Origin of the sequence: Streptococcus sp. HMSC063B03 (assembly GCF_001836965.1) — a bacterium.
Taxonomy (GTDB): Bacteria; Bacillota; Bacilli; order Lactobacillales; family Streptococcaceae; genus Streptococcus; species Streptococcus pneumoniae_F.
In genome coordinates this window covers 260,064-272,823 of record NZ_KV831064.1, presented here as the reverse complement: position 1 = coordinate 272,823, position 12,760 = coordinate 260,064, and the positions used below count along the sequence as shown (strand labels likewise).

Below are 12,760 nucleotides of genomic sequence, written 5' to 3'. Positions count from 1 at the left end.
TTTCCCTCATTCTAAACAGTCCATCAAAGGTAGAACTTCTAAAAAATTCCTCTTGTCAACATGATTCGGTATTTCTTGTTTCAGCACTTCTTTGGCACAAAAGGCGATTCCAAGTCCCGCCGACTTTAGCATTAATAGGTCATTTGCCCCATCTCCGATTGCAATCGTTCTTTCTTTAGAAAGTTTTAGTTCCTTTCTCCATTGTTCCAGAGTCTCTTTTTTAACCTGGGGATTGATAATTTGTCCAACTAATTTTCCTGTTAGAAGACCATCTTTGACTTCAAGTTGGTTGGCAGAGAAATAGGCAATTCCAAGAGATTTTGCTAATCTCTCAACTATTGGTGTAAAACCACCAGACACCAGACCAACTAGGATGCCATTCTTTTGGAGAATAGAGATAAATTTCTGGGCATTTGGCGTTAGATGAATAGTGTTGAAGACTTTATCAAAAATCGAAACAGGAAGACCTTCCAGCAAGGACACTCTTTTTCTTAAACTGCTTTCAAAGTCTAACTCTCCTCGCATTGCCTGACTTGTAATCTGCGAAATTTCCTCCTCACGACCTACCTCTCTTCCCAACAAATCAATCACTTCTTCTAGGATTAAGGTCCCATCAACATCCATGACACACAAGCCTTTTACTTGAGACATCAGTTCTCCTTTCTAAATAGCCTAAAAATCGTATGAAGTGATCATACGATTTTATCTATTAGTTAACTAAGCTTTGGTACAAGTCTAGGTATGACTTGCAGGCTGTATCCCATGAGAAATCACACTCCATAGCTTGTTTTTGTAGATTTCTCCAAACGTCAGGATGGTGTCTATACAAGTCCAATGCTGTTTGGAAAGTCCAATTTAACCAATAAGGAGATAGATTGTCAAAGCTAAAACCAGTACCACTTCCTTCGATTGGATTAAAGGCTTTAACGGTATCTCGCAAGCCACCAACTTCATGGACTAATGGCAAGGTTCCGTAACGCATAGCCATCATCTGAGACAAGCCACACGGTTCAAAACGACTCGGCATGAGGAAGAGGTCACAAGCAGCGTAGATTTCTTGAGCTAGTTTGACATCAAAAGTGATATTTGCTGATAGCTTGTCTGGATAGATTTGAGCAAACCATGAGAAAGCTCCTTCAAATGCTGGATCGCCAGTTCCCAAAAGAACAATCTGAACATCATTTTGCAAGATATGGTGTAGACTTTCGACCACCACATCAAAACCTTTTTGACGTGTCAAACGAGAAACAATTCCCACCAGTGGAACATCAGCCCTAACGGGTAAGCCAACTCTTTCTTGCAATTTTGCCTTATTCTGGGCTTTACCAGACAAATCTTCCTGATTAAAATGATAGTCTAATAGGGCATCCGTCTGAGGATTATAAAGGTCAGCATCAATCCCATTCACGATCCCAGATACCTTACCAGACTCCATTCGAAGAATTTGATCCAAGTTACATCCGAATTGACTGGTCATAATTTCATGAGCATAGCTAGGTGAAACTGTTGAAACACGATCCGCATAGAGAATACCTGCCTTCATCCAGTTCAGACAGTTGTTCCATCGAAGGGTGCCATCAGCGTATCGTTCAAAGCCAACTCCAAACAAATCACCCAACATTCCTTCTGAAAATTGTCCTTGGAATTCCAAGTTATGAATGGTTAAAACAGTTTTTATTCCTTGATATGCTTGAATCCAACGGTATTTTTCCTTCAACAAGAAAGGAATCATAGCTGTATGGTAGTCATGAACATGGAGAAGATCAGGAATAAAGTCAATCCTTTCCATAGCCTCAATGGCTGCCAGTTGGAAAAAGGCAAAGCGTTCTCCGTCATCAAAATCACCGTAAACATGACCACGGAAGAAATAATATTGATTGTCAATAAAGTAGAAGGTTACACCATTTAATACTGTTTTCTTAATTCCACAATACTGTCTGCGCCAACCAACACTCACCTCAAAATGAAGAACATCTTCAATCTGATTTCCAAATTTAGCCTCTACCATGTCATAGTAGGGGAGAATTACTGCAACTTCATGTCCCGCTTTTACTAGTGATTTAGGAAGAGCGCCAATGACGTCTCCCAAACCACCTGTTTTTGAAAAGGGTGCACCCTCCGCTGCTACAAATAAAATTTTCATGAATGAATATCCTCTGTTACTTTAGCACCTTTCTTAACGACGACTGGATGTTCTGCAGTTCCACGGATCACAACGCCATCCGCAACTTCAACACCCTTGTCCAAAATAGCATATTCTACCTGAGCACCTTCTCCAATAACAACACGAGGGAATAAGATGCTATCTTTAACCAAGCTATCCTTATGCACATGAATATTACGTGATAGAACAGAATTAGCCACTTCCCCCTCAATGATACTACCAGAAGCAAACTGAGACGTGCTTACCTTCGATGTGTTAGCATAGTAGGTCGGTTCTTCATTCTTGATCTTTGTATAAATCTTTTGATTTGGTGAGAAGAGAGAGTAGAATTTTTGTGATTCAAGCATATCTTTATTAGCTTGGTAATAAGACTCTACAGAATGAATATTTGCTAGATAACCTGTGTACTCGTAGGCAAAAGCCCCTTCTTTTGCAGCTAAATCCCGTAAAACATAACGCAATTTCTCTGGATGTTCTTTCTTAGCTTCTTCTTCTAAGCGTTCAATCAACCACGGTGTATCAACGACAAAGATATCTGTAGACATATTGTAAACTTCATCTGTTGATTTACTATCAAAGAGTTTGTGAGAACGAACATGGTCTGTTTCATCCACTTCCAAGATTGCATTTACTTCTGAAATATCTTTTTTAGGTAGTTTTTTATAAACTACAGTGATAGGCCCCTTATTTGCACTGTGTAGGTGGAATACTTGGTTCAGATCAATATTAATCAAAACATCACAGTTAAGTGATACTGTTTGGTTTGAGCCAGAACGTTTCAAATAAGTAAGAAGCTGTTGGTAGTATTCTTTTCCAACTGTACTACTTTCCACACGGGTATTGTAAATACCTAGATAGTAGTGGCTAAGAAGAGTTGACAAGCCCCACTCACGACCAGAACGGATATGGTCAAAGACTGAACTGATATTGTCTTGTTGGAAAATACCAAAAATACTACGGACACCAGCATTAGCAAGACTTGAAAGCGGGAAGTCAATCAAGCGATATTTACCACCAAATGGCAAACTAGCTACTGGACGGTGGTCTGTCAGTGTTGACATATCATGAAAACCAACTGTGTTTCCTAAAATGGCAGAATATTTATCAATCTTCATCTGTTGCTACCCCCACTACTTCATCATATCCTACAACCTGTACTTCTTCTGTTCCATCAATTTCGACACCATCAGAAATAACTGCACCTTCACCAATAATGGCACGTTTGATTTTAGCTCCCTGACCAACAATTGCACCACTCATGATAACTGAATCTACTACTTCTGCCCCTTCGCGAACCTGCGCACCTGTTGAGAGGATAGAATGTTTAACAGTTCCATCTACGAAACAGCCATCAACAACCAAGGAATCTTCCACGTGAGCATTTGCACCAAGGAAGTTTGGTGGTGAAATCAAGTTTCTTGAGTAAATCTTCCATTGACGGTTACGGCTATCCAAGGCATTTTCTGGTGAAATATATTCCATGTTAGCTTCCCAAAGCGATTCAATCGTACCAACATCTTTCCAGTAACCATTAAATTCATAGGCATAGACACTTTCACCTGACTCAAGGTAATTTGGAATGACATTCTTACCAAAGTCTGACATATCGACATTGCTCTTTTCAGCAGCAACGAGCATATTACGCAGACGTTGCCAATCAAAGATATAGATTCCCATAGAAGCTTTGGTAGATTTAGGTTGAGCTGGTTTTTCTTCAAATTCAACAATGCGGTTATTGGCATCTGTGTTCATGATACCAAAACGGCTAGCTTCTTTCAGAGGAACATCAAGAACTGCTACTGTCAAACTGGCGTTATTGTCCTTGTGTGACTGGAGCATATCATCATAGTCCATTTTGTAGATGTGGTCCCCAGACAGAATCAAGACATACTCAGGATTAACACTATCGATATAGTCGATATTTTGGTAAATAGCGTGGCTAGTCCCCTCAAACCAACGATTTCCTTCACTTGCAGAATAAGGTTGAAGAATAGAGACACCAGAATTGATACCATCTAGTCCCCAGCTTGAACCGTTCCCAATATGGTTGTTGAGAGCAAGTGGTTGGTACTGTGTAATGACTCCAACATTGTTGATGCCTGAGTTGGCACAGTTTGAAAGAGCAAAGTCAATGATACGGTAGCGCCCACCAAATTGCACAGCTGGTTTTGCAATGCTTTGAGTGAGTTTACCGAGACGAGTTCCTTGCCCACCGGCAAGAATCAAAGCTAACATTTCATTCTTCATTTTCTACTCCTTTTTGGTTTTTACTTGTGACGGTTTTAGTAGGTTTCAAGCGACGTTTGATTTTCCAAACACTTGCTCCCATAGCCGGTAGGGTAAAGGTCAAGGTCTGCTCATAATCTTTCCATAGACCTTCTTGCGTTTGCACAGTTTGATTGTGTTCTTTCCAAACGCCTCCCCACTCTTCTAACTCAGTATTCCAGACTTCTTCGTAAATCCCTGCAACAGGAAGTCCGATTGTAAAATCTTTTCGTTCAACAGGTGCCATATTAAAGATACAGACTAACATATCATCCTTCTTACCCTTACGGATGAAGGAAAGAACACTCTGATCTCGATTATCCGCATCGATGATTTCAATACCATCATAGCTGGTATCGATTTCCCACAGACAGCGGTGGTCTTTGTAAAACTGGTTTAGCTGAGAAGTGAAATACTTCATCTTAGCATTCATTGGATCTTCTAGGTTAGACCATTCCAGCTGTTCTTCAGATTTCCATTCTAGGAATTGCCCATATTCACTACCCATGAAGAGCAATTTTTTACCTGGGTGACAAATTTGGTAAGTGTAGAGATTGCGCAAGCCTGCGAATTGATTGTAGCGATCTCCCCACATCTTGTGCATCATACTCTTCTTGCCATGAACCACTTCATCGTGTGAGAATGGTAAGAGATAATTCTCTTTGAAGACATACATAAAGCTGAAAGTCACCAAGTTAAAGTCGTATTTACGATAAATCGGATCTTCTTCATAGAAACGGAGAATGTCATTCATCCACCCCATATTCCATTTGTAGTCGAAGCCAAGACCATCTGAATCCTTAGTGTCAGTAATCTGAGTAGCTGATGAACTTTCCTCAGCTATCATCATAACGTCTGGATGAACTAGTTTAATCACATCATTCAAACGTTTTAAGAAATAATAACCCTCATAGTTGAGATTGCCACCATCCTTGTTAGGTGTCCATGGTGCATCATCGTAATCAAGATAGAGCATGTTGCTAACTGCATCCACTCGAATACCGTCCAAATGGTAAAATTCAATCCAATGTTTGATACTTGAAATCAAGAATGACTGAACTTCATTCTTTCCAAGGTCAAAATTGAGTGCTCCCCAACCGTAGTTATGAGCCTTATTATGATCTTGGTATTCAAAAGTCGGTGTTCCATCATAATAGGCCAAGGCATCATCATTGATAGTAAAGTGACCAGGTACCCAGTCTACAATGACTCCGATATTGTTTAAGTGACATTCCTCTACAAACTCTTGAAACTCTTCAGGACGACCATAGGCATGCTCTAGAGCAAAGTAACCCATAAGCTGATAACCCCAACTCAAACCGAGTGGGTGAGACATCAAAGGCATAAACTCAATGTGAGTATAGTTCATCTCAACCAAGTAAGGAATAAGTTCATCTTTCAATTGAGCAAAACTATAGGGGCTGCCATCAGGATTTCTCTTCCAAGAGCCAGCATGAGCCTCGTAAATATTGACAGGACGCTCTTCAAAGCTCAAGCGTTTTCTACGGGCTAGCCAGAGACCATCCTTCCATTTCTTTTCTGGAATATCTGTTAAAATAGCACCAGTCCCAGGTCGTGCCTCATACCGTACAGCCAAAGGGTCAATCTTCATCAGCTGATGACCATTTGCACGTGTGATATGGTACTTATAAATTTGGCCTTCTTGAGCAAGACTGGTAAAGACTTCCCAGACTCCAAATTCATTCCGTTCCATCAGAATTTGATTTTCAACCCAATTAGTGAAATCCCCTACCAAGTGAACAACCTGAGCATTAGGCGCCCACACACGAAAAGTATAGCCATACTCTCCATTTTTTTCTTCCCTATGAGCTCCCAGATAGTGCTGGAGGTGAAAATTTTCACCTGTCATAAAGGTTTTTAAAGCTTTTTTCTTATCCATACACCCTCCTATTTCTGTAAGCGTTTTCTATAGATTTATTATACTACCTTTTTAGGGAAGATTCAAGTAAATTACGGAATTTGCAAAAAAATCTTTTGAAAGTCTTCAACAAATTCACTGATGTGTTCACTTGTAAATCAAGAAATTTTCAGAAACGCTTTGAAAACGAATTGTTTTTTTATAATACTATCATAAAGTTCGTCATTTAGCTAACAAAAATATAATTTTAAGTAAAAAAATAAATCAGGAAACGAATCTCCTGATTTTATTGTTTTTTTAGTAGTTTAGCATATTTTCGGCACCACTTCCAAGTAAAGTATAACGCACTATACTTTACTTCGTTAGGAAACACTGATACTATAAACTGCACACATCCTACATAGACAGTTGCCATTATGTTTTTTAATATTCTTCAAAACTATATCTTATACAAATTATTTAATCTTTCTAACTCTAATACATTCATACATACTTCTACTCCAGTAACTCCCCCCTTACTATTAATAATCCCACAAGAAAACAGAATCCTCTCCTTACTCAAAATATTTGACAACACCACTAATGATTCTAAAATATAATCCTTTATAATAATAAAACTATTATTTTCATCTTTAACAAACTCTATAAATCCAATATCCTTACACCTATCACCAAGATGAAACCTAAGTGACTTCAAAAAATAATCAAAAAAAACATCACTACCCATAGAAAAGCCTTTAATTTTTTAAAAATATTCTGATATAATCATACAAAAAATAAAATTGTAAATCTATTCTACAAAACTTTAAAAACGCTGGCACTGACGCCACCAACCATGTCTTTATCACTTAAATGGCTATTGGTCACCAATAGTTCTAGATTTCCAGCATTTTCAAACTGGAAGTCTTGCCCTTTAGCATTAAATACAACCAGTAAATGTTCTTCCCCTTGAATCTCATAGACAATCCAACCACTATGTTCGTTGGCTGAATGAACAAAAACATGATGGTAAATCTCATCATAAGTTGGGTAAGAAAAGGCACTGCTTTCTGTCTTCAATCGAATCATCTGACGGATAAACTCAATACTATCTTGACGCTCATTAATCAAATCCCAGTTCACTTGGTTCACACTGTCAGGAGCATTATAGCTATTCATAGCACGCTCTCTATCATCATGGGTCAGCTCACCATTATCACCAGTCGCAACTAGTTTGGTACGACCAAATTCTTGACCGATTTCCATAAAGGCCATCCCCTGCATGAGTAGATTCATGGCTGTGGCAGTTTCGACCTTGCGCATGATTTGCTCGGAATTTTGATCTGGATGAAGAGTTGCCAACAAATCGTGAAGATTGTAATTGTCATGGGCCTCTACATAGTTAAGCACTTGGTTTGGATGTGTATAAGTACCTAATTCACGACTGCCTAGAATTGCTTTGGCTAGAATTGGCTCTGTCGCAGCACCACTAACAAAACCTGACTTGATAGCACCATAAACTTCTCCACCTTTGACAGCATCACGCTGATTGTCATTAAAGAAACCAATATTTGGCATCTGGTAGGCATTGTCTTTCTTGGCCTTATCATAAGGTGCAAGACCTGTTCCCATATCCCAACCTTCTCCATAGAGGATAATGTTAGGGTCGATTTCATCCAAGCTCTGACGAATCATCTGCATGGTCTTGACATCATGAATCCCCATCAAATCAAAACGGAAGCCATCAATATTGTATTCCTGCACCCAGTATAGGAGGGAATCAATCATGTACTTGCGGAACATTTCATGTTCGCTGGCTGTTTCATTTCCAACACCCGTTCCATTCTGGAAGGTACCGTCTGGATTCATACGATAATAGTAATCAGGGACAGTTGTTTGGAAAGGTGCATCAACAACTGAGAAGGTATGGTTATAGACCACATCCATAATAACACCAATACCCGCATCGTGGTAAGCTTGAACCATGGTCTTCAAATCACGAATAACCTGAGCTGGATCATCTGGATTGGTTGAAAGGCTCGTTTCTGGTGCATTATAGTTTTGTGGGTCATAACCCCAGTTGTAGGTTACATTCCCATCCGCATCATATTCTTTGTGACGGTCTGCAATTGGTTGCAATTGAACATAATTGTAGCCCAGCTTCTTGATGTAATCAAAAGCAGTTGACTGACCATACTGGTTAACTGTTCCAGTCTGAGCAGCACCTAAGAAAGTTCCTCGAAGATGTTCATCTACACCTGAGGTCGGTGATTTGGTCAAATCACGAATGTGCATTTCACAAATAACTGCCTTACATGGATTTGTCAAACGCCAAGTAGCATCAGCACCGTGTTTAACCTCGAAGCTTTCAACTTGCTTTTCTTCATGGTTCAGGATAGCTGATCGTTTGCCATCAGGACTGGTTGCGATAGTGTATGGGTCGCGAGTAAGACTTTGATGATGAGGGAATTGGACTTGATACTGATAAGCCTTACCAGTCAAATCTTCCACAACATCCAAACTCCAGACACCGATTGTATTGTCTTTATGGTTATAAGAGTAGCTATTGCCTCTTTCCATCTCAAAAGTCTTCCAAACAGGAGCATTGTTAGCGGCAGATTCATAAACAACTACCTGCACTTCTGTCGCTGTTGGAGCCCAGAGAGCAAAATGAGCTTGATTATCCTCTACACGGCACCCCAATTCACCTTGGTAACCCCAATGGTGGTCAAAACTAGCACTATTAATGGCCTTGTCAAAGGCAAAAGGATTTTGATTCTTATAGAAAGGACTGGCAATAGCAGGATTTTCAGAATAATAAATTCTATCATCCCCTTCCAAAATCCAAACCTCTGTTAAAAGAGGATAGTGATTAAAACGGATAGCATATTCTTTACTGGTTTGTCCTGTGTGAACTACAAAATTTAGGCTTTCTAAGGCATGAGAACTTGGGTGTTCAAAACTAAATAAGGCACCAAAATAATCTTCTTTATAGGTCAGCAAATCAATTCGTTGATCCTGACTTTTTACAAAAGAACAAGTGTCGTATTCTCCATTCTTGCGATGGTAATGAATGCGCATAGGGTAATTAAACATTTTTTATTTTTCCTTTTTACTTCTAAATTTGTTTCTATTTTCACTAATAAATTCTTGACCGATTTAGTACCGATTAAAAAACATAGTCATATTATCTAAACTCTGATTTTAAACGATTATTACAAGCTTTCTAGCCATTCTTCATCTCGAACTTCGATACCAAGTTCTTTTGCTTTTTGCAGTTTACTTCCAGCATCTACACCTGCAACGACGAGGTCGGTCTTTTTAGAAACACTACCTGTTACTTTAGCTCCCAAGCTTTCGAGTTTACTTTTAGCTTCTGAGCGTTTGAGACGTTCTAATTTTCCAGTCAATACCACTGTCAAACCTGACAAGGCTGCATCCGCAACTACTGTCTGACCTTTATAGTCCAGATTGACCCCAGCTTCTCTCAATTCTCTGAGGAGAATTTCAGAGCCTTCTGTCGCAAAATAAGTTTGAAGACTCTTGGCAATCACGCCACCTAAACTTTCAATACTAGCCACTTCATCTGGATCTGCCTGAGCCAGATTTTCAATTGAATGAAAATGTTGAAGTAAAAGCTGACTGGCCTTACTGCCGACATGGCGAATTCCCAAACCAAACAAGAGCTTCTCGGCAGAATTTTCCTTAGATGCTTGGATAGCCTGATACAGTTTAGCAGCGGACTTTTCCTTAACCCCCTCTAAAAGGAGGAAATCTTCTTCTTTCAAACGGTAAATATCTGCCACATCCTTGACTAGATCTGCAGCAAATAGCTTCTCAACAATAGATGGCCCAAGGCCTGTGATATTCATGGCATCTCGAGAGGCAAAGTGGATCAAACCTTCCATGATTTGAGCAGGGCAACGCGGATTGATACAACGCAGAGCCACTTCATCTTCAAAGTGCAGCAAGCCAGAGTTACAACTTGGACAGTTTGTAGGGATATATAGTTTTTCTTCAGAAACCCGTTTGGACTCTACTACACGTAAAACGGCAGGGATAATATCTCCAGCCTTATAAACGATAACCGTGTCGTCTTTGCGGATATCTTTTTCAGCAATATAATCCACATTGTGTAGAGTCGCACGGCTAACAGTTGTCCCAGCAAGCTGAACAGGGGTCAGATTGGCAGTCGGGGTTACAACACCCGTACGGCCAACTGTCCAGTCAACTGAGAGTAGTTGAGCTTCTTTTTCTTCAGCAGGAAACTTGTAAGCCACTGCCCACTTTGGAGCTTTAACGGTAAAACCAAGTTCTTCTTGACTTGCTAGGTCGTTGACCTTAATTACCACTCCATCGATATCATAGGGAAGATTGTCCCGTTTCTGTCCTACCTCTTGAATAAAATCCCAGATCTCATCTATGGTTTCAGCCAAGATTCGCTTAGGATTGACCACAAAACCAAGTTGTTCAAGGTGCTTCAAAACCTTTTCTTGACTATCACGAGTTGAAGGGCTGGCTTCTTGATAGAGAAACGTTGCAAGATTGCGCTTGGCTACTACTGCTGTATCCAGCTGACGTAGTGTTCCTGCTGCCGCATTACGAGGATTGGCAAATTCAGGCTCTCCATTTTCTTGGCGAGCTTGGTTGACCTGGTCAAAAGAAGCGCGTGGCATATAACATTCCCCACGAACTGTAATATCTAGTTCTTCTGGCAAAGTCAAAGGAATATCCTTAACACGCTTGAGGTTTTCTGTGATATTTTCACCAATTGAACCATCTCCACGTGTTGCACCTGCAACTAGAACCCCCTTTTCATAAGTAAGCGAGATAGATAAGCCATCGATTTTCAGCTCACAAATATAGGTCGGATGGGCAACTTCCTTACGAACACGCGCATCAAAAGCTTCAAGCTCCTCACGTGAAAAAGCATCCTGCAAACTATAAAGAGGATACTGATGACTGTATTTTTCAAAACCATCTAAAATCTTGCCACCAACACGGTGGGTCGGACTGTCTGCTAACACTTGATCTGGATAGGCATCCTCCAACTCAACCAACTCACGGTAAAGGCGGTCATACTCACTGTCTGAAACCGACGGATTATCGCTGGTATAGTACTCAGTCGCATAGCGATTGAGCAAGGCGACTAACTCATTCATTCTTTTATTCATAAAACCATTTTACCATAAACTAAGCCCTCCTCACAAACGAGAAGGGCGGAAAAAATACTTAGATTGGAATTATTTTTGAAGTCCAAGCAAACTTATGTCTCTTTTTCAAAATGAGTTCGAACATATCCGAGAGCTAAGAAAGATAAGGCTACAACTCCAAGTCCAATAATCAAGAAAGAATAAAGATGGATACTTGGAAGCAAGGTCATTAAACCTGTTGCTAGGGGCATAAATAGTATAGCTAAGGTATAAATCGAACTGAGAACTCTTCCCAGATATTCCCCTTCAACCTTGGTTTGTACCTGTGTAAAAAAGTGAATATTGAAAATCGTCATAAAGAGTTCACAAATCAGGTTTCCAGAAAAGGCTAAAATATTGGGTAGTGGCAAACCCATCATGAAAACTCCTACTCCTGTTAAAATCAATAAGAACAAAAGTGTATTCATACTTGATTTAAATTTATTTGCTATCAGTGCTCCTATAATTGAGCCAATCGCACCCATGGTTAAGATAGTCGCATAAGCTCCTTCTACTCCATATAGTTTATTTGAAAAAGGAAGCAAAAACTCAAAAGCCGCAAAAAAGAAATTAACGCTGGAAGCCACTAACAGAAGAAAGAAAATCTCTTTTTGATGCCAGATATAGTGCAAGCCATCTTTGATATCCGCAAAAATATCTTTCCCAGTAAAAGGTTTCTTATCTTGAACCATTGGTTCTTCTTTTGGAAGTAAGGCCACTAGAACAAATGCTATAAAAAAAGTCAAAGCATTTAGTAAGAGCGTCAGATGGAGACTTGCGAATTGTAAAACCAGAAAAGAGAGTACAGGGGAACTCACACTGACAACCTGCAAGACCAACTCCAAACGAGAATTGTAGAGGACCAGTTCATCCTTCTCTACTAATTCTGTGATAATGGCCTTATTTGCAGGTCTAGAAAAGGCAAAAGCAATAGCCTGAACAATGTTGGCAAAAATCAAAGCCCCAATCATCCAGCTATCATTCCTTATGAAAGAAATAGCCAGACAAAGAATTCCACAAACAAGGTCTGCCGCCATTAAAATCTTACGACGAGAAAAACGGTCTGAAATGACTCCGCCAAAAGGATTTACGAGAATAGATGTGACGAGTTCAGAAATCTGGTACATTCCTAAAACAGTCTGCCCGATAGTCCCCATGGAAGCCAACCAAACACTATTTCCATAATCATAGAGCATATTCCCTATCTTGTTAACAGATCCACGGCTAATCAACTGTACTGCATAGCGATTCATATAAAAACTCCTCTCAAATTTTGAAACT

9 protein-coding genes are annotated in these 12,760 nt (G+C 39.8%); all 9 read right to left on the bottom strand.

Annotated features, from left to right (window positions below):
- Positions 1-6 precede the first annotated feature (6 nt).
- The 9 genes from serB to HMPREF2628_RS09865 all read right to left on the bottom strand — a co-directional run bounded on the left by serB (position 7) and on the right by HMPREF2628_RS09865 (position 12,732).
- Positions 7-651 carry a phosphoserine phosphatase SerB gene (gene serB, locus HMPREF2628_RS09905; protein WP_070843057.1) on the bottom strand — a complete coding sequence of 215 codons (645 nt, stop codon included), beginning with the start codon at positions 649-651 and terminating at the stop codon, positions 7-9.
- Positions 652-709: 58 nt separating this feature from the next.
- The gene (glgA, locus tag HMPREF2628_RS09900) at positions 710-2,143 is read right to left on the bottom strand and encodes a glycogen synthase GlgA (protein ID WP_070843056.1); all 1,434 of its coding nucleotides are present in this window, start codon (positions 2,141-2,143) and stop codon (positions 710-712) included.
- Positions 2,140-3,279 carry a glucose-1-phosphate adenylyltransferase subunit GlgD gene (glgD, locus tag HMPREF2628_RS09895; protein WP_070843055.1) on the bottom strand — a complete coding sequence of 380 codons (1,140 nt, stop codon included), beginning with the start codon at positions 3,277-3,279 and terminating at the stop codon, positions 2,140-2,142. Before glgD ends, glgA begins: the two co-directional genes overlap by 4 nt.
- A complete protein-coding gene (locus tag HMPREF2628_RS09890) occupies positions 3,269-4,411 on the bottom strand; it encodes a glucose-1-phosphate adenylyltransferase (protein ID WP_020902830.1) in 1,143 nt (380 codons plus the stop codon). The genes glgD and HMPREF2628_RS09890 overlap by 11 nt, the downstream gene beginning before the upstream one ends.
- Positions 4,401-6,329, bottom strand: coding sequence for a 1,4-alpha-glucan branching protein GlgB (glgB, locus tag HMPREF2628_RS09885; protein WP_070843054.1), 1,929 nt, complete (start codon positions 6,327-6,329; stop codon positions 4,401-4,403). Before glgB ends, HMPREF2628_RS09890 begins: the two co-directional genes overlap by 11 nt.
- 418 nt (positions 6,330-6,747) lie before the next feature.
- Positions 6,748-7,035, bottom strand: coding sequence for a hypothetical protein (locus HMPREF2628_RS09880; protein WP_180364293.1), 288 nt, complete (start codon positions 7,033-7,035; stop codon positions 6,748-6,750).
- Positions 7,036-7,103: 68 nt separating this feature from the next.
- Positions 7,104-9,383 (bottom strand): type I pullulanase, encoded by a 2,280-nt coding sequence (gene pulA / locus HMPREF2628_RS09875; protein WP_070843053.1) that lies wholly within the window; start codon positions 9,381-9,383, stop codon positions 7,104-7,106.
- A gap of 119 nt (positions 9,384-9,502) precedes the next feature.
- Entirely contained in the window at positions 9,503-11,461 is a 1,959-nt protein-coding gene (gene ligA, locus HMPREF2628_RS09870) for an NAD-dependent DNA ligase LigA (protein WP_070843052.1), read from the bottom strand.
- A 92-nt stretch (positions 11,462-11,553) separates the two neighbouring features.
- Entirely contained in the window at positions 11,554-12,732 is a 1,179-nt protein-coding gene (locus tag HMPREF2628_RS09865; protein ID WP_070843051.1) for an MFS transporter, read from the bottom strand.
- Positions 12,733-12,760: the final 28 nt, after the last annotated feature.